Source organism: Caldisericota bacterium (assembly GCA_034717215.1).
Lineage (GTDB): Bacteria > Caldisericota > Caldisericia > Caldisericales > Caldisericaceae > UBA646.
Genome location: JAYELD010000039.1, coordinates 15499 through 38636 on the forward strand (window position 1 = coordinate 15499; position 23138 = coordinate 38636).

Genomic DNA, 23138 nt, shown 5'->3' on the forward strand with positions numbered 1-23138 from the left:
AGCAAATTATAAGTCGCAAATCCCCTCCCGTAAAAACTAGCCTGTGCCCCACATTTTTATATCTAAATAAATTTTTTACAACAGAAAAGTAAATTGAAAAAGGGTTTCACGGTCTTCCATACACGGGAAGCTGGTATTCATAAAGTCAAGCGGGGTAATTCCCCGCTTTTTTTTTGTTCGTTGTTTTCTTTTTGCGGACACTGTGCAGTCAACGGTAGTCATATAGTCCCACCCTCAGTTACCAGCCAGCCAAACAACACAGACAGCTCGCTCATAACAAACCTATTCCTTTCGCAGACTGCAAACAGCGGCTGGCAAGAAAGAATGTTCCCCACCCGGAAGAAAAAATACATTACCATTTATTCAATATAGATTTTTGATAATTCGATTTGACATTTTGATTTTTAAAAAAAAGATCTAAAATAAAAATGAATATAATAAAATTATTCTTAGAAGCTGAAATGAATAATGTAAATATTAGAATTAAAAGATAAAAATTATAAAGGAGGCTAAAATGTTCTGCCCAAACTGTGGTAAAGAGTTGTTGACTGGGATAATGACTCTTGTGCTATAACAATGTATTACTGGCTGTAGAAGATACATAAAAAGGAAAAAGTTTTTGAGGGCAGGCGCATACCTGCCATATTTTTACCGTAAACACTCGACAACCTTAAAAGAAATTATTACAAACCTTCTAAGAAGTTTGAAAATATTTGTAAGAGTAAAATATAAGAAAAAAAGTAAATTGAAAAATTTATTTTAAAAGTAGTTTTACTATCCTATACGCAACAAGTGCAACTTCTTCTCGTGTTATGCTTTCATCTGGGTTGAAGTATCCTTTGCCGTCACCTTTGATTATCCCTTTTTCTTTGAGGTATTTTATCTCTTTTATATATTTGTAATCTTCTCCAATGTCAAAAAACGGTTCACCGTCACGGAGGGCATCAAGCAGTTCTAGATAGGGAAAGTTTTTACCGGGGCAGAGAGTAGAGTTTGAGTGATGAGTGATATCAGAAATAACATCTTTATGCCTCAGGATGTTTTTAAGGGGGATATCGTATTGTTCCATTAAGCTTTTAACAAGTTTTACGCCGGTATTGAACTGCTCTATTGGCATTGTTATTCTTTCAAAGTTTCCTAAGAAGCATATACCGATGCTTATGAGGTTTGCTTCGTAATTAGTGCAGTGCCAGGAAGAGTTTTCAATTGGTTGCCCTGTAAATACTTTACCCGTATGCCCTATGAGAAAGTGATAATCGCATCTGTAATTAAGGTATTTATCTTTCCAGCGTTCCTTTGCTCTTTCACATATTACTCTACCTACCTGTTTGCCATCTATATCTTCTTTGTTTGCTTGATAATCAGTGGCTGAGTGGTGCAGTATGATGTATCGTATGCCTCTCACTTTCCCTGTGTCCTGAGCAGCGCGTCAATGTATTTGGAAAGGTTGTCTACCGCTCTTGAGAGTTTATCTATTTTATTCCCGAACACCATTAAAAGGTAAATAGACACGACAACGGGGAAACCAACATCAGCAACTGCTCTTAATATATCCGTGTAGCTCATCTTATATCCTTATTGTACAAAAGGTATATCTTGTTCTTCTTTTCTTTTAAAGATATCCTTGAATAGCTGGTCATAAACAATCTGGGAGATAGAAAAGCAAATAGCAATAGATTTAAGTACTGTGTTTGGGTCAAACTGTCCGGAGAGAAAAGAAGAAGCAAATCCTATAACGGCAGATACAAGTATCGCAAAGATGCTTTTAGTTCTTCTTGAAAGGTTTGCTCCCGTAATCCACCGCACAATGAGAGGAGCAATCACTCCTATAAGTCCTGATAGCCATTCTGGTTGAATATTCATTTAACACCTCCTTTAAGTAAAAGGTGCAGGTTGAAAAACACCTGCACCAAGAAAGAAAAAGAATCTACGGAATGAGGTCAGTGTAAGTTCTGTCTACTACTCCGCCGTCTTTAATGCTCACAAGTGCTCCGTTCGTTGTCAGTATGATGTTCCTGTCGATAATCATCTGCATAACAGTCTGCACATCTGTTGTCGTGAGAGTAGCTTTGGGATTGTTAAATTCCATTCTGTACGTCTTGCCGTTCTCTGTCATAAATGACATCTGGATTGTCTTTTTAGTTGTGTTTTCTAATGCCATTATCCATCACCCCCTTTATCCTTCGTAATCCTTGAGAAGAGAACGCCTGAGTCCTACTGTGGCGTCAACGATAAGCCCGGAAATAGCAACTCCGCAATCATAAACATCCTGGTCAAGCGCAGCTGGCTTTATCCCTCTTATGCTCTCTTTTCTTGTCTCGCCAGTTCCATCGTCAAATGTGAACTGCAAACTACCTTCTTGTTCTACTACAATCATCAAAACACCTCCATTTTTTATTTTGCAGAAGAAGGACTGTCAGATTACTACGTTAACCTCCACCTACATATATAATTATGCAAGGGGGGGAGAAAAAAAGGTTTTTTTGATATTTTTGATGGTGTTGTTAGAAGTACAAGAACGTCTTTTGAATACAAGCTATCTTGGAGTATAGAAAAAATATTTATTTTTAATCAGTTGTGATTTTTACGCTTCTTAGTGGTTTTCTCTGGAACTTCTGAGAGATATGAGAAAAAACATAGGGAAGAACGACAAGAAAAGCAAATAGCCCTCGGTGGTAACTATTTGCTTTTCCCTTTCTGTGTTATACAACGCCCTTTACTATATAGGTCGTTTGTAAAAACTCTCGTGTAGATTGCCGCTTTCATTTTGCCATCGCCTATTTTTGTTATTATTATCATGAGTTAATATTATTCTTTTGCGCCAGCGTTTTTTAGCAAAGATATTATTTCTATACACCTTTTTTGACAAGCGAACATTAAAGCAGTTTTACCATATTTATCTTTTGCATTAACATCCACCCCGCTTTCTATAAGTAGCTTAACTACATCCGCATACTTCCTGTAAGAAGCTGCCATTAATGCAGTTATACCATCATTGGCTTTTATATTAACATCTGCGCCGTTTTCTATCAGTAGCTTTACTACATCTATATATCCTTCAAAAGAAACCCGTATTAAAGCAGTCCAACCGTCATTGGATTTTTCATTAATATTTGCACCGTTTTCTATTAATAGCTTTACTGCCGCTGTCTGTCCATTTACAGAAGTATACATTAAGGGAGTCATACCCTTATTATCTTTCGTGTTAACATTTGCACCGTTTTCTAAAGCTTCTTTTACTCCTGCTATATTACCATTTTTTGCTGCATTCAATAAAGATTCGTTTAATTTTGCAGCTTGTTTCTTTGCTCCTGCTTTTTTAAAAAAATTTAAGCCCATAAGCTATCTCCCTTAAGTAAACTTTTTAACCATGTAGGTGATGACGCCTACAATTCTGAAGTTCTTTCCTTTGATTGCCCTGTAATGAGAGTTAGCGGGTTCAAACCAGATTTCTCCTTTTTCGTCCTTTTAATACTTACTCACGTATACTCTTAGCCAAGCATTCTCCTTTAAGCTTTCACTCATTGTTCCTCCTCTAATTTTAATAGCTCCTATCTTTTATTATAGGCAAATTCCAAATTTTAAAAAGTAATAGTCCTCAACAATTTGAGGGAGGATTAAATCTAAAAATGACAATTTTCTAGGCAAAACAGGGATTGCTTCGTCGCTACGCTTACTTGACATAATGCATATCATGAGGAAAAGAGCGCAAGGATACATTTTAAAAGTACACAACGACTAAAAAGGGATTGTTTCACCGGCTTACGTAGGTTCGCAATGACAAAGAAAAAGAGAATAATGACAGAAAAAAGTGTAAAAGTCTAGAGATTGCTTTTTTGCAGCAAATCCGTAAAATGACAGGGTAAAAAATAAGGAGAGAAATGAAAACAAGAGATATAACATACACTGCAATATTCACAGCTTTAACAATAGTCGGGGCACAGATAGCAATTCCTATCGGACAGATACCTATCACGCTTCAGATATTTTTTGTTCTGCTTAGCGGGTTGGTATTGGGAGCACGGTTTGGGTTCTTAAGCCAGGCACTTTACCTGTTCATGGGTTTTATGGGGCTTCCCGTTTTTGCGGGATTCACTGGAGGAGTTGCTTATATTTACGGTCCAACGGGAGGGTATTTAATTGCATTCCCCATAGCAGCATTTCTCGTAGGTTGGATAAGTAAAAAAAGGAGCAGCACTTTATTTTATTCAGCAGCGTCACTTGCCGGAATAGCAGTAATATACATATTCGGATGGCTCAGGCTTGGTCTCTTTATAAATGATCTTAAAAAAGCATTTATTGTCGGCGTAGCTCCATTTGTGCTTATAGATTTAATAAAAACAGGAGTGGCTGTAGCCGCAGCAAACAAACTCAAAAAAACAATAAATTTTTAAAAAATATTTAAACTATCTACATATATTCTTCTTTTATGACCTGGCCAATGTGATTTAAGGCATGGAGTATATCTTCCTCGGTAACGCTCCCCATATGCCCCATCCTAAAACATTTTCCTTTTAATTCACCAATTGCTCCCGCAACTGTAACACCTTTTTCTTTAAGCAAAGATCTGAATCCTGCATCGTCAATGCCTGGCGGATAGATAAATACTGAAAGAGTAGGCGCTGCAATGTCAGCAGCAGCCATGTTTTTAAATCCAAATGTCTTCATACCAGTTCTTACTAAGCTGGCAAGTATTCTATGTTTTTCATGATATTTGTCTAAACCTTGCCGCAAAATGTCATCAAGAGATTTTTCAAGAGCAAAAATCATATTTACTGCCGGCGTGGCAAAGTACTTATGCGGATTTTCCATAACCTGTACCCATCTAAGTATGTCGGCATAGTAGGTTCTCATTTTTTTCATTTCCTTTCGCGCTGAAATTGCCCGCGCTGAAAAAGCAAGCATGGTAAGCCCTGGGGGAACAGCAATTGCTTTTTGAGAACCGGTGAATAAAACATCAATCCCCCATTCGTCCATTTTTTCAGGAATGCCGCCGGTAGCGCACACCCCATCCAAAACAGTTAACGTATCGGGCGAGACTTCTTTGATAATCTTGCTCGTTTCTTTCATATTTGTCATCACGCCCGTTGAGGTATCAACATGGGTAAACGTTACTGCCTTATATTTCTTTTTGGTAAGGTAATTAGCAAGAAAAGAAGAATTAATATGCATTCCGGCTTTGCTTTTTAATAAATCAACATTTAATCCTAATGTTTTCCCTATTTCAACGAAACGGTCTCCAAAATAACCGTGAGAAACAACAAGAATATTTTCATTTTCTTCCAAAATATTTGTGAGCGCTATTTCCATCCCAAGCGTACCGGAACCCGCAATAATAAATATCTGCCCGTCTCGTGTCCCAAAAAGTGGTTTCATTTTGTTTAAGGCCTTTAAAAAAACTTCGACAAAACGCTCATCCGTGTGCGAAATCGTATTTTGGGATAGAGCTTTAAGTACATCTTTGCTTACCGGTGTAGGACCTGGGATAAGTAACAGTTCTTCCATTTTTACCCCCTATCAAAAAATGGATTTTTACCCGAAATGCTAATCGGAATACCGTATATCATCTTCACGTCTTCTTTAAGTAAATTAAGATTAAGTGCAGCAAGCCCGATGCTGAGCATTATTCTGTTGTCAACTTTAAGCTGCGTTGCAGTTGAAACGGCAGAACCTATTGCAATGCCCATATCAACAGCAGAGTCAATACATTTCCCCTCCTTTTCGTCACGGGAGATACAAAATAAAGATTGATTCTTTTTCAACCTGGTTCCTATCAAAACAACTACTTTGCCCTCAATGTTTCCTGCGTCTCTGATTAAAAAATTGAGATTTTTTTCTTTGCCTATTTTTATCATTTCTTCCCGTAGCTTTTTAAGCTCTTCCCCATATACTATTCCCGTAACAATTGAATCTTTACCGTACGCCTTTGGTGCCGTCCTTGCAGCAACGCACAGCTGTTCTGCAGCATTCAACAAAATATGCTGTTCATCTTCAGGATTTATTTTTATCAATTGAAACCTCCATTAAATGTATCTGTTAATTTAAAGGCTCTTTCGGCACAATTAAGGTAAGAACAATGTAAATTAAAATGCCAGATCCATAAATTAAAGAAATTATAACCCACAGAACGCGGATAATGGTCGGATCAATTCCAATATATTCTGCCAGCCCGCCGCAAACACCAAAAAGCATTCGGTCTTTCCTTGATCGATACAATCTTTTTTGCCCGCCTATTTTTCCTGCACATTCCTTGCAATAAAGTTTCCCTTTAATTGTTACTGCTTCGTCCGGCCCAATTGCCTTCCCGCAACGTACACATACTCCGACTGCTTCTTTTTCGGGATTATTATAGCTTTTCATCACTATTCCTCAGGCATAATAATCCAGAGTAAGAGATAGATAAGCGGCATAAACCAGAACCGTAGATTCGGGATAAAAAGCAATACTACAAAAATAACCCTTATTATGGTCGGATCGATGTTAAAATATTCGCCAAGCCCACCGCAAACACCCCCAAGCATCCTGTTTTTAGTTGATTTATGTAATTGTTTTGACCGCTCTTCTTCCATTTTTATCTTTTCCGCACACTCTTTACAGTAAAGTTTTTCATCAATGATAATTGCTTCGTCAAAATAAACTGTTTTGCCACAGCGCGCACATACGCCGACTGTTTCTTTTTTTGCTTTGCCGGTGTCTTTTTTCATTAGCCTTTGCCTCCTTTGTGTGGAATAAGCATAATGATACCAAGAATGATAATAAGTATCCAGATTCCATACTTATTCGCTGCCTTAAAAACTATTCCGGAAATATTTAATACAAAGGGAATAAATAAAAATAGTCCTATTGCAATAAGTATTAGCCCGGTGGTAATGTCTCTGCCATGCAATTTATAAAAAAACCCTTTAATAAGCAATGCAAGGCCTACAGAAATAAACCCCGCAGCAACAGCTGCCACAATTGAAAATTGCAATATAGAGAATGCAAAAAGAAGGACAAAAATTCCTATAAAAATCATAGATAGGTAACTTTCTATGCCGGATTTGTCTTCTCTTTGCAAATATTTAGTCGTGTAACGAACTCCGTCAAACAGCAAGAAAAACCCGACGAAAGCCCAGAAAATAGAGCTTACGGCACCTATATTTCCAAGGATAAAAGCACAGCCTAACGCGATAAGCAGGCTTCCAATATTAAATCTTGAATCAAGATCTCTCATTTTTTCACCCCTTTATTTAATTTTTGTCCTATTTAAAAACAATTGTAATACTTTAATCTTTCTCTCGTTTTACGTATTGCATTCAATATCACATACATATTATTGTACACTTTTTTCTTAAATCATTCAAGTTTATAATCGTTTGATCTTTATCTCTCCGTCCATATCCCATTAAAAATGAGAAAATACTAATGCAATTTTAAGAAATCAAAAAAAGTATTATAATACTTCAAAATAGAAAGGAGTAAAAAGAATGTTTGAATTTAGTACAGATTATTGGATTAAGTTGTTACTTTTCACGCTGCCAGCTGTTTTAGTTGTTTTAACGCTGCACGAAATTGGCCACGCGTACTCAGCATATAAATTGGGTGACACAACAGCAAAGCGAATGGGTAGGTTAAGCTTAAACCCCTTGCGTCATATAGACCCTATCGGCATGATTACCCTCATCCTATTTAGATTCGGCTGGGGGAAACCAGTCCCCGTGGACTTTTTTGCGCTAAGAGAACTACGCTCAGGGATGGTAATTGTTTCGCTTGCAGGCCCGGTAATGAATTTTATTACGGCACTTATTCTTTCTCCCATATATAAATGGGCAGTAAATTCTTCCATTATGCTTACAAGTTTTAGCTATATTGTTATCCTGCTACAGTACATCATCGTTTACAGTATATTCCTTGGCATGTTTAATCTTATCCCCATCCCGCCACTGGATGGCTCAAAAGTATTATTTGCTTTTACTAAAAGACCTCAACGTTATCTTTTAGATGAATCAATAAACTTATACGGAATGTTTCTTCTTATTATTTTAATATTTTTGAGAATTCCTTTTAATCTTCTAAATAAGATTATTTTACCAGTGATAAATTTGCTGTTATAGGAGGAAATAGATGAAAAGAGTTTTAAGCGGTATGAGATCCACCGGGAAATTACATATAGGGCATCTTTTTGGCGCTCTTTCAAACTATGTCAAATTACAGGAGCAGTATGATTCGTACTATTTTATTGCAGATCTTCATGCACTAACGACAGCATATGCCCATACCGAGGAAATAAAGAGAAACAGAATGGAGGCAATGCTTGACTGGCTAGCCTCAGGTATTGACCCCGAAAAAAGCACGCTGTTCATACAGTCAAAAGTTCCTGAACATGCATATCTCACTTTACTTCTCTCGATGATTGTCCCCACTCCATGGGTCGAAAGAAACACGACGGTAAAAGAAATGATAAGAGATTTAAACCTTAAAGAGAATGTATCATATGGACTGCTCGGATATCCAATTCTTATGACATCTGATATTATTATATACAAAGCAGATTATGTGCCAGTGGGAAAAGACCAGGTGCATCATCTTGAAATTGCAAGGGAAATTGCAAGAAGGTTTAACAGTTTATACGGGAATTTGTTTCCTGAGCCACAGGCACTGCTCACAGAATTTCCATCCATTCCGGGAATTGACGGAAGAAAGATGTCAAAGAGTTTAAACAATGACATAAAAATTGCAGATACGGAAGAGGAAACAACAAAGAAAATTATGTCTGCTATTACAGACCCCGCAAAAATACGATTGCATGACAAAGGACATCCCGAAATATGCACCATTTTCAAATATCACGGAGTTTTTAACAAAGAAGAAGTACCCGCGATAAAACAAGATTGTAAGTCAGGGCAATTAGGATGCGTTACCTGCAAAAAACAGTGCGCAGCAAAATTAAATGAGCTTCTCAAAGAAATGCGCGAAAAAAGAAAATCGCTTGAAAACAATGAACAAAAAATTATAGAAATCTTCGAAGAGGGAAGCAGAAAAGCAAAAAAAGTTGCTTCGGAAACATTAAAAGAAACCCTCTCAATGATGAAGATTGATTAATGAACGCAACAACAGTACTTTCAGAAATAATAAAAAACGCAAAAGAAAGTAGAGAAAACCTGCTTACAATTAATTTAATCTCGACCGTAGAAAAAGAGCTTAAAGACATACGTAGCAGTGAAGATTTTCTGGAAGTAGGGAACACCATTCTGTATCTCAGCACCCTTATAGCGTTAAAATCAGAACTTTTGCTTTACCTCTTTTCTTTAGAAAGTAGTAAAAGAAAGAAGGAAATGTCCGAAGATACGGAGCTTATGGAAATTTTTTCTATCATACAAAGAAGCATGTCGAAAAAAAACACTTTTAAAAAGGCTCAGTACGTTGAAGTTGAGGAAGCAGACAGTGTCCCTCTTTCAAAGCTTTCAAAAATTGTGCAGAAACTTTTAGAAAGAGAAAGTTATCTTGACGAAAAAGAGATAAAGAAAAACGAAATTTCAATAAAAGAGACGATGAAAATGTTAAAAGAAGAAATAAAAAAGAAAAAGAAGATTGTTTTTCAAGAACTCTTCGCAGGCAAAAGATCCCGCCTGGAAATTGTTTTGATGTTTCTGGCAATTCTCATACTGGCAAAGAGCAAATTTGCAAAAATAACACAAAAGGACACGTTTGCTCCAATCTACGTGGTTTACAGCAATGAAAAAAGAAGAATACCTCTTAGCAATTGAGTCGATTTTATTTGTTTCCGGGAAGCCCATTACCATAGGAAAATTAAGGGAAACATTTGGAATCAGTGCAGACGCCATACTGGAAATCCTTCTTGATCTTGAAAAACAATATGAGAACAAGGGGATCAATGTAGTGTTAACCAAAAGGGGTTATACGCTAATTCCAAATGAAAAATACAAACGGTTCTATTCAAAATTTATGAAAATAAAAAAATCTACCCTTTCAAAAGAAGCACTGGAGGTCATAGCAATTTTGATTAACAGCGGAAAGGCAACAAAAGAGAAAATTGATAAATTAAGAGGCGTTAACAGCACAAGGATGGTAAATACGCTTCTGAAAAAAGGACTGATAAAGAAAGGGATTAACAACAATATCGTTTATTACAGCGTCACAGACTTTTTCATAAAAAATATAAATCCAGAAATGCGAGGAAAGCTATTTAACAAAAGCCTTTTTAAGAAAGAAGAAAAATAGGCGCCTGTACACAAGGGGAATGTGAAAAAATAAAGAGCATCCTCGTCTAAATCTATTGTCCTTATATGGTTGGATAACATGGGGATAACTAAACCACTGATTGCTTCTAAGTTAAGACAATTTGAAAAAAATTTTACTCTTTGTCAGCATTGATTATAACATTATCCACAGCAAATTGTGGACAATGTGCATAACTTTTTATGACACTGTTTTACCCCAAATAATGCTTACTTTTGAGCAAATATTTTAGAAAAAGATATAAATTATCCACAATTTTTGAAAATAAAAATGCCTCATATGAAAACCTATATATACAAAACACTTCTTTCGAACAATTAAGCACTCCTTGACATCCTTAAAAATTATATTATTGTATTAGTACAATGATGAAGTTTTATATAAACCCGTATAAGGGTATGCCTATATATAGGCAGATAGTGGGTGAGGTAAAAATAGGTATTGCAAAAGGACTGCTTAAAAGAGGAGAAAGGCTTCCTCCAATAAGAGAAATGGCTATTAAGCTCTCAGTAAATCCGAATACTGTTGCAAAAGCATACAGGGAGCTTGAAAGAGAAAATATTGTAGAAACAATTGTAGGAAGAGGAACATTCATAAAAAAATGAAAAGAGATTCTTCCGGAAAAGAAAAAATTGACAAACTTATAGATATGCTTGTCCTAGAAATATATAATGCAGGATATACAGAAGAAGAAATTATTAATAAAATTTACAAAAAGGAGGCATAAAATGATTGTAGCAACAATGGATTATGTACCAGGAAAAAAAGTAAAAGAAATTTTAGGTATTGCAACAGGCAATGTAGTAAAAACGAAGAACATTGGGAGAGACATCATGGCAGGATTGAAAAATCTTGCAGGCGGAGAAATTGGTGAATATATAGAACTCTTAAAGGATTCAAGAGATGAAGCCATAGCAAAAATGATAAAAAACGCTGAAGAGCTCGGCGCAGATGCAATAATTAACGTAAGGCTTGCCACATCTTCTGTAATGCAAGGAGCAGCAGAACTGCTTGCTTATGGAACAGCAGTAAAGCTTGAAAATGAAAAATGAATGTAATTGAGCTGAACAATGTTAGTAAATCCTTTGGTACAGTTCAGGCACTTAATAACTTAACCCTCACTGTACCAGAGGGTAGTATTTTTGGATTTTTAGGCCCAAACGGAGCAGGGAAAACTACCACGATCAAGATTTTGCTCAGATTAATAAAAGAGGACAGTGGCACTATAAATCTTTTTGGAGAAAAAATTGACATAGAAAGCACAATAAAACGAAAAAGAATAGGATTTGTCCCGGAAGAATTTTCATTGTATAACTATATGACCGGATGGGGAATACTACACTTTAATGCGGGGCTTTTCGGGAAAAAGAACCTTGTTAAAATAGACGAACTACAAGATACATTCCATTTGCCTTTGCAAGAAAAAATATCCACCTACTCTAGAGGAATGAAAAAAGCACTTTCTCTTTATATAGCATTGTCAACAGAGCCGGAACTTTTGATTCTGGACGAACCTACTGATGGCCTGGATCCTGTTGTAAGAAAACGTCTGTTAGATTTTTTGATAAAAGAAGTTGTTGAAAAAAATATTACAATTTTTTTCAGTTCCCACATCTTAAGCGAGATAGAAAAAATATGTGATACGGTAGCAATAATAAAAAGGGGTAAAATGATAGTGCAAGAAGAGCTGGACAAAATAAAAGAAAATGCCAATCTTATTACTGTGCGCTTTTCATCTCAAATAGATACCAATAAACTTGAAGGTAAAGGAATAACAAGTATAAGTAAGATTGATGAATCTACGTTTGATCTGAGGCTTTTTAAAGATTCTAGCGCAATAGTAAAAAAGATAGAGGATGCAGGAGGAGAAGTTATCCGTAAAATTCCGCTTTCTTTTGAAGATATCTTTATGCATTTTATGGAGGAAAAAAATGTGGCCACTCATTAAAAAAGAACTTAAAGAAAATCTAACAAAATTTATTATAATGTTCCTTGTTATGTTTGGAACAGCATTTTTTCTTATTCCATACGGCTATAACATGATTTCGCAGATCCCCAGTGAATTATTCAATAATCCTGCTGTTCCAGGATGGTTAACAAACCAATTAAATACAATGCTGCCAAATCTTAAATACATAGACTTCTTCATCTTTTCCCAGTGGTTTGGTAAAAACTTATTGCAATTTGCTATATTTTTTGGCATCATTATGTCAATCGGAACTATCGCCGGCGAAACAGAACGAAAGAGCAGTGTTTTCCTGTTTTCGCGCCCTGTCACAAGAAAATCAATTTTACTATCAAAAGTTATTGTTGTATTTGCATTTTTAATAATAAGTATTGTTATTCCCACATATCTCCTCCCAATTCTTTCAAATAACATTCCATTAAACGTTAATATGCGTCTTCTTAATATAGGACTTTTATATGCCGCGATAGGCACACTTGCCACGGCTGCCATTTCTATTCTCTTTTCCACTCTTATCAACGACCGCTTAAAAGCAACATTTGCAGCATTTGCAGCTATTATTATAACCATACCCATCGCATCCATCAAAGGAATGCATTGGATAAACATAGCAAACTTGTACGTTAGTACAAAATTTTTTCAAACGGGAACAATCTATTTTCCTCCACTTATTTGTGGAATTGGTATAATTATTGTTTCTCTTGCCGCATCTTACTCCATTTTAAAAAAGAAAGAATTTTAAAACAAATTTATTATTAGAAAAATATAACATTTAAGCAATTAGATTGAAGGATAAAATATGAATTTATTTCCTGGAAAGATAGGTATTATTGTATTTTTTTTGATCTATTCAGTTTTTATATTTTTCTTATTTAATTTCAGAAAACGTATAGACAGGCATTATTACAAGCCCTTTTTATTAGGTGGTGCTGCTTTCTTGTCTATATTTATTATACAAATACCACTGCAACGCCTTCTTGTAAATTCACTCTTCTGGAATGCATGGAGTGACACATTAAAAGTATTTTAGTATGCATCCATAGCAGGTTTTGTACAAGAATTTTTTAAGATGCTTGTCGTATTTTACCGTAAGGATAAAATTCTTTCAGGTGCATCTGCCGGTGCGGGATTTGGATTTATTGAAGCTACATTTTTACTGGGCTCTGTTGCCTCTTTTTCTATTATAGCAATAGTAGAAAGACTATTTGCCATTATATTTCACATATCTTCAACAAGTCTCATAATGTATGGAGCAACAAGGAAAAAGTTCTTTCTTTACTATCTTATTATCTCTCTTGTTCATACTGTGGGGGATACCATAGCTGTAATGTATCAGATGCATAGAATTTCTCTTGTTCCTACGGAGGTATTCGTTGCTATTGTTGCCTCTATACTATTTATTATTTCTATCTACTTACACAAAAAGCGATTGCGGACAACAATTATTTAGATACACAGTACTATTCAATTTAATAAAGTAAAAATTTTTCTATTATTATGCTACAATCTGCTAATTCTCTAAAGAATTTGTTTTTTATATAGAAAGTGTTATAAATACTTCGCAGAATAAAAATTATGAATTAAGGAGTTATGCTAGAAATGGAATATACTACCAATTTCCCCGTTATCGTGCATAAAAAATAAGATATATGAGAAGAACGATATTGCTGCTCGTTTTACTTCTGTTTGTTCTTCCTGGCTGTAAAAATAACACAGCAAATCTACCCCCTGCATGTTTTAACGAAAAAGAAGCAATGCCCGAAGGAAATTATATTTATGAAATTTACTCTATAGACAAAAATGAAAAGATAGGCGAAGCGACAATTATTATTGTAGTTGAAAGCGATCTTTTAAAAATAAGCGAAAGCATAAAAAACGCCATTTTGTGGCTAGACAAAACAACGCTTAAGCCCGTAAAATTTATTGGGAACTATAAAACAAATGATGTACTTACATTTTTAGAAGCAAATTTTTTTGAAAAAACAATACAAATTAGCATTGAAGAAAGTGGAAAAACAAGACAGTATAATTTGAAAAGCAATGAAAACACATATCCTGACGAGTCATTGCCGTTTCTCTTCTCTGGGTTTAATTTTGAAGAAAAAGAGGCATACATATACGATTACCACCCATACACATCATTATTTGCATACTGCTCTGTTTACAATCTTGGTAAGGAACAGAAAACAATCAACAATAAGAAAGTAGAGGTATTTCATATTGTCCTGGGTTTTAGCAAAAAGAAAAGAGATCTTTATTACACGACAGATGCTCCTCACATCCTTGTAGAAAGATGTGAGGAAAACATCTATTATATAATCAGACAGGATTAAATAAGAAGCTATTTCTTCTTATAAAACATCGAAAATAGCGCTTTGAGTTTATCGGCAGGTATTTCTTTTACTCCACCAAAAGTATTGGCAACAAGAGTTGATATGCAAACATTCTCAAGCTCTTCGGCTCTCCTGAATGCCTTCTCGGGCGTATCACCAACAGTAATTACTCCATGGTTTGCGAGCATGACTGCATTATACTTTTTGAAGGCGTTTACTACACTTTTTGCAAGTTCTTTTGACCCGGTCATTTCATATGGAAGTACTGGTACTTCGCCCAAGATAAGCGATACTTCTTCATGTATCGCTTTTTGCAATGGCATATTAGCAATTGCAAACCCGGTTGCAACCGGTGGATGGGTATGCACAATAGCATTTATGTCTCTTCTTTCTTTGTAAATAGCAACATGAAATAATAATTCGGAAGAAGGTTTGCCCTCTCCCTCCAGCAAATTTCCTTTAAAATCCACCACAATGATATCTGAATATAAAAGAATATCTTTCGGCACACCAGAAGGAGTAATGTAAATCACTCTCTCGTCTTTTATAGAAATATTTCCTCCATATCCACCATTTAAACGCCTTTCATACAGCCTTTTCCCAATTGATACAATTGTTTCTTTTATCTCTCTTTTCATTTGCAGCTCCTTATGCAAATCAATATAATAAATATATGAAAAAATTCAACCTCGTTTAGACTAAACAGAAATACAGAATCAATTATGCAGAAACTATAAACCTATATTACATAAAAAATTATCGAAAATCTTAAATTAACATTTTTTGAAATCAAATAAAAAATGTTATAATACTTCAAAATAGTACAAGAGGAGCGAATATGAGTGTAAAATCAGATGAATGGATTGCTGAACAAGCAGAAAAAGGAATGATACAACCATTTGAAAAAGGGCAAATATCCAACGGCGTCATATCTTTTGGTGTGTCATCGTATGGGTATGATATGCGCCTCGCAGACGAATTTAAAATTTTCACTAATGTACATTCGGCAATTGTTGACCCCAAAAACTTCTCCCCAAAAAGTTTTGTAAACTATAAAGGCGATGTATGTATTATCCCGCCTAACTCATTTGCTCTTGGAAAAAGTGTAGAGTATTTTAAGATTCCAAGGGAAGTACTCTGTATTGTCCTTGGGAAAAGCACTTATGCCAGGGCCGGCATCATTGTAAATGTCACACCTCTAGAGCCAGAATGGGAGGGCTATGTTACAATAGAAATCTCAAACACAACACCACTTCCCGTAAAAGTATATGCAAACGAGGGGATTGCACAGATCCTTTTTATTAGTGCCGATAAAATATGCAAAACTTCTTATAAGGATAAAAAAGGCAAGTACCAAAACCAAACAGGGATATGGCTACCAAAAATAGATTAAGAGAAGTACGGGTAAAGCTGCTGAACTATACCCCTCGGCCGGATTATACTGTCGCAGTTGCCATGCGGCAAAGCAGGTTTAAGGGAAGTGTAATGTCGTTAAATCTTAAAGAAAATGAAGTAGAACGCCTCGTTCATCTTGCCATAAAGCTAGGTCACTTTTCAGTATTTGAGCATATCTCTTTCACTTTTGCGGTAGAAGGAATTTCTCGTAGCTGCAGCCACCAATTTGTGCGGCATAGGTTCTTCGCGTTTACCCAACAAAGCCAGCGATTTATTAAAGAATCAGATTTTCCCTACATCGTTCCCGAGTCAATTAAAAACAAAAAAGAACCCTACAAACTATATACAGAGACAATGGAATATCTTAAAGATATTTATAAAAAACTCTCAGACGAGGTAGCCATTGAAGATGCAAGATTTATACTGCCAAATGCAACTGAAACAAAACTTGTTGCAACAGCAAACGGAAGAGAGCTTATGCATTTTTTCCACGAAAGAATTTCAAAGTACGCTCAGTGGGAAATTCGTAAAGTGGCAGAGATTATGTTAAAGGAAGTAAAAAAAGTTGCTCCGGCAACATTTAATGAAAAAATGAAAGATTTTTATATTTAAAAACTTGTAAAATGATAATAATTATATATGATAGAAATAGTATAAAAATATGGAGGTACATAGAGAGTGAGCCCTAATCTTTGGCTTTTATTGAATATTTTAGGAGATAAACAATGAAAAAATACCGTTTTCTCACATTTGTTTTTGATGTGCCTGTTGTTGCGCTTTTTTCGCTGTATATAATTTACCAATTTAATAAAGGGGGGGCAAATAGCCTGAGGGGATTTACGATATCAGCAATATTCATAGGAATAATACCCCTCCTGGCATGGACACACCTTTTAAAACATCCCGGAGATTACAATGGCGAAAGGAAAATTTCATTTATCCTTGATGCATTAAGCTATCCAATAGGATTTACTCTTCTTGTCATAACTAAAAGCAATAAAATTTTTATTGCACTTGGATTATCATATTTATTGAATGTTATTTTTCTTTTTGCAGTTAATAAATTCGCATACAAAGTATCCGGGCATTCATCTGGTATTGCAGGGCCAGCCACTGCTTTAACAATAATCACCGACAAAGGCATGCTTGCGTTTCTTTTGCTTATCCCGGTTTATATAAGCAAAAGAAAACTTGGCGACCACACATTTATGCAACTCGCAGTCGGAGGAATAACAAGTATCTTAATTACGTGCATATCCTTCGCTGTAGTAGGTGTACTGTAATTAATTAAGACAAATCAGGCCAGAATTTTTATGCCTAGATATAAAAAGGAGAAAAAATAAATGAAAAAAGTAAAAATTGTAACTGATTCCACATGTTATCTCCCCGAGGAAATTATTAAAAAATACGACATCAAAATTGCTCCACTGTATGTAAGATTTGGCGATAAAGTTTATGCAGAACATGTAGATATACAAGACAAAGAATATTACGAAAGAATGGGAAAAGGAGAACTCCCCGACACAACACAGCCCTCAACAGACGATTTTATAAAAATATATGAGCCACTTCTTGATGAGGGATATTCAATTATTTCTCCGCTTATGTCTACAAACATGAGTGGAACGGTTAATGCAGCAAATGCAGCAAAAAAAGCTCTGGGCAATCCTGATATATATATTTTTGACTCTCAATTCACTTCACTAGGATTAGGATATCAAGTACTGGAAATAGCTAAAAAACTATATGAGGAAGGAATGAGTAAAGAAGATATGATTAAAGAGATGCCAGCAATGAGAGGTAAAATGAACATATTCTTTGTTTTAAAAGATTTATTTTATCTTGCGCGCCTCGGAAGAATTGGGCATGCTAAGGCACTGGTTGGCTCAATAGTAAAAATAAAACCAATTCTTTACTTCCACGAGGGATTTGTTGATACACTTGAGCAACCTCGTACCTTAAAAAAGGCAAAGCAAAGAGCGCTGGAATTAACAAAGGAGATTGTGGATAAAAGGGGGTTAAAATATATCTCAGTAATATGGGGAGATAACAGGGAAGAAGCAGAAGAATACAGAGATCTATGTGAAAAAGAATTTGGCGTAAAAATCCCGCTTACACGGCTGGGCCCGGTTATTGTAACACACACTGGCCCAAAAGTATTGTCCATCCACTTCTATACAGAGCGGTAAATAATTCTTGCATAAAAAAATAAGAGCTTCGCTACTTCTTGCTGCTTTTGAAATATAGAAGGAGCATTTGAATGTCGGCAGGCCGCACACCTGACACGCGCATTGCTTGAGCCAGAGATTTAGGCTTTACCTGCGTAAGACGTTCTCTTCCTTCCTTTGAAAGTGAGTGAACAACTGAATAATCAAAATTCTCTGGTATGATGAATTTCTCCCATCGTATGGATTCTTTTATCTTATTCTGTTCCCTTACAATATATCCGGCATACTTAATATCGCTCTCGATTTCTTCAAGCAATTCATCCGGGTAGCCTGCAAAAGAAGATTCAATTTTCCTTAAATCTTCTTTTGTAAAATCATGCCTCTTTAAAATATCCGCTAGCAGTATGGGCTTGTTAATTTCTTTTATACCAAAACTTTTTAGCCTGGATAAAGTCTCTTTATTGGGCTTTAAAACTATACTCTCGAGTTTCATTTTAATTTCATTGATCATTTTTTCTTTTTCTTCTAACTTTCTATATTTCCATTCTTCAACTACGCCAATTTGGTAACCTTTACGGGTTAGTCGTAAATCTGCATTATCCTGCCTGAGGAGTAATCGGTGTTCACAATGCGATGGTGTAATTCTATATGGCTCAAATAATTCTTTTGTAAGAATATCATCTGTCATCACGCCTAAATAAGCTTCGCTTCTACTCAGAATAAACGGTTCTTTTCCTTTTATTTTGAGTGCAGCATTAATCCCGGCAAGGATTCCCTGTCCTGCTGCTTCGTCGTACCCGGTAGTTCCATTTGGCTGTCCTGCTATAAACAAACCTTCGACAATCTTTGTTTCATAGTTTAAATTGAGTTGAGTAGGGACAACATAATCATAGTCTATCACGTAAGCGGGCCGTATGATCTCTACATTTTCAAGCCCAGGTATCGTACGTAAAACTTCTAATTGATTTTCATACGGCATAGACATATACATTCCCTGCATATACATTTCGTTTGTGCAAAAACCTTCCTGTTCTAAAAAAAATTGATGCCTTACCTTATCTGGAAACCAGCGTACTTTTTCCTCCATAGATGGACAAGTTCTCGGCCCTGTTTTTACCATAATGCCCATAACAGAAGGAGACATATCTAAATATTTTCTGGTTATTTCTATTGTTTTTTCATTTGTCCAACCAAGATATGAATCAATTTGATTTTTATAGATTTTAGGCTCGTTCCAGGTTGAAAAGTGCAGTGGTATCACATCGCCCTTTTCAACAATAAGTTTAGAAAAATCAATGGACCTTTTATCAACACGCGGCGTTGTGCCTGTGTTAAAACGCTTTATCTTAAAACCAAGCTCCTTCAAATTATCAGAAAGACTATTAGCAGGCGGTTCTGCCCATCGCCCGGCAGGCTGCATCCATTTTGAAATGTAAATCCTACCGTTAAGATACGTTCCTGCAGTAATAACAACAGCATTTGAATAAAATTTCATACCGTCAGAGACCTCTACGCCTTTTACTCGATTCTTTTGAACGATAAGGCGCGTTACAATTCCCTGACGAAGGTGTAAATGCGGCTGGTTTTCCACTCTCTCTTTCATTCCTAATGAGTATGCCCATTTATCACATTGCGCCCGCAAACTCCATACAGCGGGGCCTTTAGATATATTTAGCATTTTTAGCTGAGTAAGCGTTGCATCTGTATTGAGAGCCATAACACCACCGAGAGCATCCACTTCGCGTACAATCTGTGCCTTGCCAGGCCCACCAATTGCCGGGTTACATGGCATCCAGCCAATGCTGTCGCAATCAATTGTTATAAGGAGAGTTTCCACTCCCATTCGTGCTGAAGCAAGTGCCGCCTCAACTCCAGCATGCCCCGCCCCAACAACAATTAAATCAAACGTTTTCATAATACAATTATTATACCCTTTTTTGGCAAATGTCAACCGCATGTTTTGAATAGCTAATTCACAAAAATTTGCTATTATGTTTCTTAACATTATACTATATTAAAAGGAGAGAAATTATGAGCAATGGAAAAATTGCAACAGAGTGGTTTTTTATAGGATTAACAACAGCACTTGTAGGAATAGCTGTAGCGCTTATGCTTACTCCTCCCACCTATTACACAAAAAGATTCCCACGATAAGCAAACTGCTCTTTGAGTTGCTAGTATAATTTCACAAAAAATTATTTAAAATGGAGAAAAAAATGATTCAAATCGGAATTTTTATGCCCTATATACAGAATATTGACACAATTTTTGATAAAATAAAAAAAGAAATAGGGTATAAAGGAAAAATTACATTAATCAAACCAAAAAATGAACTTGAAAAAGAAAAAGCAATTCCAGAAGTAGATATTGTCATTTCGGGTCCTCTCACAAATGAAGAAATCATAAAAGCAAAAAAGCTTAAACTCATACAGGTACCGTATGCAGGGGTAGAAGAATTTAATCTAAATTTACTAAAGAACAGAAACATTATCCTCTCAAATGTCCACGGCAACGCAACATCTGTTGCAGAGCATGCATTTAGTTTGCTTCTTGCACTGGCAAAAGGAATAGTAGTAAACAACGGGGATCTTAGAAGGGGTATGTGGCATGGTTGGATGAGTAACGAACCAAACATAGAGATCAAGGGAAAAACGCTCTGTATTATAGGACTGGGGAGTATTGGTAAAAAAGCAGCACAGTTTGGAAAAGCATTTGGCATGAATGTAATAGGCGTGAAAAAAAATATAACCAATGTTTCAAATGTAGATAAAGTCTATGGAGCAAACAAAATAAAAGATGCAGTTTCAAAAGCAGATTTTATCCTCCTTGCAGTGCCTGCAACAAATGAAACAAAAGAGTTAATTAACAAGGAAATGTTTAACCTCATGAAAGGGAAATATCTTATTAACGTATCAAGAGGATCTGTAATAAACGAACAGGCCCTATTCGTTGCACTCAAAAACCATACATTAGAAGGAGCGGCAATCGACACCTGGTGGCTATATCCAAAAAATAAGCATGAATTCCAATACCCGTCACGCTACCCGTTCTGGTTACTGGACAATATAATCATGTCGCCACATACAGCTGGATATTCCGATAAAAGCATTGGTCAAAATTGGGAAGAAGCTATAACAAATATTATGCAATTTGCTTCTGGCAAAAAAATTAAAAATATTGTAAGTGTAGAGAAAGGTTATTAGCTGTTGCAAAAAAAAGGAGGACATATGGATATAAATATTTTTAGAAGAAAAAAGAAAATTGTAGTACCAGTTCTTACAGAAAAAAAAGTAAAAGAAACACCAGTAAGATGCCAATCTTGCGGCAATCTTATTAAATACGAGGACCTAAAAGAAAATCTCAAGGTATGCCCATATTGTGGTTATCACTTCCGAATGACAATAAGCGAACGAATAAATCTCATTGCAGATTCAGGCACATTCTCAGAGATGGATACAGAAATAAAAGCTGTTGATATGCTGAACTTTAAAAGTCTACTCGCCTACAAGGAGAGCATAAAACAGGCAAAAAAAGAAACAGGGCTTGATTGTGCTGTAATCACAGGAAAAGCTAAAATCAGTGGATTTAACGCAGCAGTTGGAGTTTTTGCGTTTGAATTTATCGGAGGAAGTTTAGGCTCGGCAACAGGAGAAAAGCTCACAAGGCTTACTGAGTATGCAAAAAAACACAAGTTACCATTAATCATCGTCTTCTCCTCCGGCGGAGAGAGAATACAGGAAGGTATTTACTCCCTAATGCAAGTTGCAAAAATAATTCAGGCAGTAGATTCATTCAAAAAAAGCGGCGGATTATTCATACCGATTTTAACAAATCCTTCTTACTGTGGAGCAGCTGCTATTGCCATGACTGGAAGCATTATAATTGCAGAAAAAGGTTCTTCAATTAGTATTTCAGGCCCGCGCATTACAAAAGAGGTTGCAAAGAAAAATATCCCGGATAAATTAAAACAAGCAGAATCTTTACTTCAAAATGGATTTCTGGACATAGTTGTTGATAGATATTTGCTCAAAGCAACTATCACACAGTTTCTTAAACACTATAATAGGAGGACGATATGAAATATTTACTTCCGTTTGAAAAATCTCTTGAACCACTATATAAAGAATTGGAAGAAAGAAAGAAAAACTGGGAAGCAACAAACAATATAGAAGAAAAAATTCAACAAGAACTAAAAAAAATTTACGGCTCCCTCACCGCTTACCAGATTGCACAAATTGCCCGTCATCCCGATAGACCCAATGCAACAGACTATATTAACGCTTTATTTGAAGATTTTATTGAGCTGCACGGCGACAAGAAGAGCGGAGATGATCCTTCAATTATAGCAGGCATTGGAAGTTTTAAGGGCACAACGGTTACTGTAATAGGAAGCAGAAAAGGAAATACGCTAAAAGATGTGATTTTATGTAATTGTGGAATGATAAAACCAGAAGGATTCAGAAAAATTGCAAGAATTGTTAATCTTGCTTCAACAACGTTTAAAAGTCCTATTATTACATTTATTGATACACCTGGAGCATTTGTATCCAAAGAATCAGAGAAAAAAGGACAAATAGAAGCGGTTTCCGAATCCATACTTGCACTGTTTAAAGCAAAAGTGCCAATTATTGCTGTTATAATTGGTGAAGGAATAAGTCTCGGCGCACTCAGTATGAGCATTGCAGATAAAATCATTATGTTGCAATACTCGTTCTTCTCGGTAATCTCACCTGAAGGAGGTGCATCAATTCTATATAATAACAGGGAAAAAAGCGAAGAGTTAGCATCAAGCTTAAAATTCACGGCAGCCGACCTATTAAATGCAGGTACTATTGACAAAGTAGTAAATGAACCAATAGGCGGAGCACATAGAAATAAAAAGGAAGTTGTAAAAGCAATAGGAGATGCAATTAACAATGAACTCAAAACACTACTAAAGGAAAATGAAAAACAGCTAAAAACAAATCGTATAGAAAAATATAGAAAAATTGGAATCTATGCGGATTAACTGAAAATTCACATATACCTTTTTCGCTA

Annotated in this window: 33 protein-coding genes; 20 read left to right on the forward strand and 13 right to left on the reverse strand. The window is 35.8% G+C overall.

Annotated elements, in window-relative coordinates; translation table 11 throughout:
* Window positions 1–754: 754 nt before the first annotated feature.
* From U9Q18_01740 to U9Q18_01765, 6 genes are all read right to left on the reverse strand, one after another.
* On the reverse strand, window positions 755–1405 hold the full coding sequence (locus U9Q18_01740; protein ID MEA3313079.1) for an N-acetylmuramoyl-L-alanine amidase: 651 nt from the start codon (window positions 1403–1405) through the stop codon (window positions 755–757).
* A complete protein-coding gene (locus U9Q18_01745; protein ID MEA3313080.1) occupies window positions 1402–1566 on the reverse strand; it encodes a YvrJ family protein in 165 nt (54 codons plus the stop codon). Before U9Q18_01745 ends, U9Q18_01740 begins: the two co-directional genes overlap by 4 nt.
* A 9-nt stretch (window positions 1567–1575) precedes the next feature.
* On the reverse strand, window positions 1576–1863 hold the full coding sequence (locus U9Q18_01750; protein ID MEA3313081.1) for a hypothetical protein: 288 nt from the start codon (window positions 1861–1863) through the stop codon (window positions 1576–1578).
* 64 nt (window positions 1864–1927) lie between these two features.
* Window positions 1928–2161, reverse strand: coding sequence for a DUF2922 domain-containing protein (locus tag U9Q18_01755; protein ID MEA3313082.1), 234 nt, complete (start codon window positions 2159–2161; stop codon window positions 1928–1930).
* Between the two features lie 15 nt (window positions 2162–2176).
* A complete protein-coding gene (locus tag U9Q18_01760; protein ID MEA3313083.1) occupies window positions 2177–2377 on the reverse strand; it encodes a DUF1659 domain-containing protein in 201 nt (66 codons plus the stop codon).
* A gap of 431 nt (window positions 2378–2808) precedes the next feature.
* Window positions 2809–3339: an ankyrin repeat domain-containing protein gene (locus U9Q18_01765; protein ID MEA3313084.1), complete on the reverse strand. Its 531-nt coding sequence runs from the start codon at window positions 3337–3339 to the stop codon at window positions 2809–2811.
* Window positions 3340–3881: 542 nt separating this feature from the next.
* On the opposite strand from U9Q18_01765, the gene U9Q18_01770 reads away from it, so the two are divergent.
* Window positions 3882–4394 carry a biotin transporter BioY gene (locus U9Q18_01770; protein ID MEA3313085.1) on the forward strand — a complete coding sequence of 171 codons (513 nt, stop codon included), beginning with the start codon at window positions 3882–3884 and terminating at the stop codon, window positions 4392–4394.
* A 16-nt stretch (window positions 4395–4410) separates the two neighbouring features.
* Here U9Q18_01770 and U9Q18_01775 read toward each other — a convergent pair whose 3' ends face one another.
* The 5 genes from U9Q18_01775 to U9Q18_01795 are packed head-to-tail and all read right to left on the reverse strand — an operon-like array spanning window position 4411 to window position 7213.
* Window positions 4411–5505 (reverse strand): alanine--glyoxylate aminotransferase family protein, encoded by a 1095-nt coding sequence (locus U9Q18_01775; GenBank protein MEA3313086.1) that lies wholly within the window; start codon window positions 5503–5505, stop codon window positions 4411–4413.
* 2 nt (window positions 5506–5507) lie between these two features.
* The gene (locus U9Q18_01780; GenBank protein MEA3313087.1) at window positions 5508–6011 is read right to left on the reverse strand and encodes a DUF2148 domain-containing protein; all 504 of its coding nucleotides are present in this window, start codon (window positions 6009–6011) and stop codon (window positions 5508–5510) included.
* Window positions 6012–6036: 25 nt separating this feature from the next.
* Window positions 6037–6360 carry a PspC domain-containing protein gene (locus U9Q18_01785; protein ID MEA3313088.1) on the reverse strand — a complete coding sequence of 108 codons (324 nt, stop codon included), beginning with the start codon at window positions 6358–6360 and terminating at the stop codon, window positions 6037–6039.
* A gap of 2 nt (window positions 6361–6362) precedes the next feature.
* Window positions 6363–6704: a PspC domain-containing protein gene (locus U9Q18_01790; protein MEA3313089.1), complete on the reverse strand. Its 342-nt coding sequence runs from the start codon at window positions 6702–6704 to the stop codon at window positions 6363–6365.
* A complete protein-coding gene (locus U9Q18_01795) occupies window positions 6704–7213 on the reverse strand; it encodes a hypothetical protein (protein ID MEA3313090.1) in 510 nt (169 codons plus the stop codon). The genes U9Q18_01790 and U9Q18_01795 overlap by 1 nt, the downstream gene beginning before the upstream one ends.
* A gap of 253 nt (window positions 7214–7466) precedes the next feature.
* On the opposite strand from U9Q18_01795, the gene U9Q18_01800 reads away from it, so the two are divergent.
* From U9Q18_01800 to U9Q18_01850, 11 genes are all read left to right on the forward strand, one after another.
* The gene (locus tag U9Q18_01800) at window positions 7467–8093 is read left to right on the forward strand and encodes a site-2 protease family protein (GenBank protein MEA3313091.1); all 627 of its coding nucleotides are present in this window, start codon (window positions 7467–7469) and stop codon (window positions 8091–8093) included.
* 10 nt (window positions 8094–8103) lie between these two features.
* Window positions 8104–9081, forward strand: coding sequence for a tryptophan--tRNA ligase (gene trpS / locus U9Q18_01805; protein MEA3313092.1), 978 nt, complete (start codon window positions 8104–8106; stop codon window positions 9079–9081).
* Entirely contained in the window at window positions 9081–9746 is a 666-nt protein-coding gene (locus tag U9Q18_01810) for a hypothetical protein (GenBank protein MEA3313093.1), read from the forward strand. Before trpS ends, U9Q18_01810 begins: the two co-directional genes overlap by 1 nt.
* Entirely contained in the window at window positions 9715–10221 is a 507-nt protein-coding gene (locus U9Q18_01815) for an SMC-Scp complex subunit ScpB (protein ID MEA3313094.1), read from the forward strand. The genes U9Q18_01810 and U9Q18_01815 overlap by 32 nt, the downstream gene beginning before the upstream one ends.
* Before the next feature lie 383 nt (window positions 10222–10604).
* Window positions 10605–10844, forward strand: a complete 240-nt coding sequence (locus U9Q18_01820; protein MEA3313095.1) for a GntR family transcriptional regulator — start codon at window positions 10605–10607, stop codon at window positions 10842–10844.
* On the forward strand, window positions 10841–10966 hold the full coding sequence (locus U9Q18_01825; protein MEA3313096.1) for a hypothetical protein: 126 nt from the start codon (window positions 10841–10843) through the stop codon (window positions 10964–10966). Before U9Q18_01820 ends, U9Q18_01825 begins: the two co-directional genes overlap by 4 nt.
* Window position 10967: 1 nt before the next feature.
* On the forward strand, window positions 10968–11291 hold the full coding sequence (locus U9Q18_01830) for a YbjQ family protein (protein MEA3313097.1): 324 nt from the start codon (window positions 10968–10970) through the stop codon (window positions 11289–11291).
* Window positions 11288–12187, forward strand: a complete 900-nt coding sequence (locus U9Q18_01835; protein MEA3313098.1) for an ABC transporter ATP-binding protein — start codon at window positions 11288–11290, stop codon at window positions 12185–12187. Before U9Q18_01830 ends, U9Q18_01835 begins: the two co-directional genes overlap by 4 nt.
* Window positions 12171–12947, forward strand: coding sequence for an ABC transporter permease subunit (locus U9Q18_01840; GenBank protein ID MEA3313099.1), 777 nt, complete (start codon window positions 12171–12173; stop codon window positions 12945–12947). The genes U9Q18_01835 and U9Q18_01840 overlap by 17 nt, the downstream gene beginning before the upstream one ends.
* 327 nt (window positions 12948–13274) lie before the next feature.
* Window positions 13275–13655 carry a YhfC family glutamic-type intramembrane protease gene (locus U9Q18_01845; GenBank protein ID MEA3313100.1) on the forward strand — a complete coding sequence of 127 codons (381 nt, stop codon included), beginning with the start codon at window positions 13275–13277 and terminating at the stop codon, window positions 13653–13655.
* A 199-nt stretch (window positions 13656–13854) separates the two neighbouring features.
* A complete protein-coding gene (locus U9Q18_01850) occupies window positions 13855–14538 on the forward strand; it encodes a hypothetical protein (protein ID MEA3313101.1) in 684 nt (227 codons plus the stop codon).
* Between the two features lie 8 nt (window positions 14539–14546).
* On the opposite strand, the gene U9Q18_01855 is transcribed toward U9Q18_01850, so the two are convergent.
* Window positions 14547–15176, reverse strand: coding sequence for a class II aldolase/adducin family protein (locus U9Q18_01855; protein MEA3313102.1), 630 nt, complete (start codon window positions 15174–15176; stop codon window positions 14547–14549).
* Window positions 15177–15376: 200 nt separating this feature from the next.
* On the opposite strand from U9Q18_01855, the gene dcd reads away from it, so the two are divergent.
* The 4 genes from dcd (at window position 15377) to U9Q18_01875 (ending at window position 18122) form a co-directional block, all read left to right on the forward strand.
* The gene (gene dcd, locus U9Q18_01860) at window positions 15377–15931 is read left to right on the forward strand and encodes a dCTP deaminase (protein ID MEA3313103.1); all 555 of its coding nucleotides are present in this window, start codon (window positions 15377–15379) and stop codon (window positions 15929–15931) included.
* A complete protein-coding gene (thyX, locus tag U9Q18_01865; protein ID MEA3313104.1) occupies window positions 15910–16545 on the forward strand; it encodes an FAD-dependent thymidylate synthase in 636 nt (211 codons plus the stop codon). Before dcd ends, thyX begins: the two co-directional genes overlap by 22 nt.
* A gap of 113 nt (window positions 16546–16658) precedes the next feature.
* Window positions 16659–17216 (forward strand): hypothetical protein, encoded by a 558-nt coding sequence (locus U9Q18_01870; protein ID MEA3313105.1) that lies wholly within the window; start codon window positions 16659–16661, stop codon window positions 17214–17216.
* 60 nt (window positions 17217–17276) lie between these two features.
* A complete protein-coding gene (locus U9Q18_01875; GenBank protein ID MEA3313106.1) occupies window positions 17277–18122 on the forward strand; it encodes a DegV family protein in 846 nt (281 codons plus the stop codon).
* Between the two features lie 31 nt (window positions 18123–18153).
* On the opposite strand, the gene mnmG is transcribed toward U9Q18_01875, so the two are convergent.
* Window positions 18154–20016 carry a tRNA uridine-5-carboxymethylaminomethyl(34) synthesis enzyme MnmG gene (gene mnmG / locus U9Q18_01880; protein MEA3313107.1) on the reverse strand — a complete coding sequence of 621 codons (1863 nt, stop codon included), beginning with the start codon at window positions 20014–20016 and terminating at the stop codon, window positions 18154–18156.
* A gap of 116 nt (window positions 20017–20132) precedes the next feature.
* Here mnmG and U9Q18_01885 point away from each other — a divergent pair, with 116 nt between their 5' ends.
* From U9Q18_01885 to accA, 4 genes are all read left to right on the forward strand, one after another.
* A complete protein-coding gene (locus U9Q18_01885) occupies window positions 20133–20255 on the forward strand; it encodes a hypothetical protein (protein MEA3313108.1) in 123 nt (40 codons plus the stop codon).
* 62 nt (window positions 20256–20317) lie between these two features.
* Window positions 20318–21304 (forward strand): 2-hydroxyacid dehydrogenase, encoded by a 987-nt coding sequence (locus tag U9Q18_01890; protein ID MEA3313109.1) that lies wholly within the window; start codon window positions 20318–20320, stop codon window positions 21302–21304.
* 24 nt (window positions 21305–21328) lie between these two features.
* On the forward strand, window positions 21329–22180 hold the full coding sequence (locus tag U9Q18_01895) for an acetyl-CoA carboxylase carboxyltransferase subunit beta (protein ID MEA3313110.1): 852 nt from the start codon (window positions 21329–21331) through the stop codon (window positions 22178–22180).
* Complete coding sequence (gene accA / locus U9Q18_01900; protein ID MEA3313111.1) at window positions 22177–23109, forward strand: carboxyltransferase subunit alpha; 933 nt, start codon at window positions 22177–22179, stop codon at window positions 23107–23109. Before U9Q18_01895 ends, accA begins: the two co-directional genes overlap by 4 nt.
* Window positions 23110–23138: the final 29 nt, after the last annotated feature.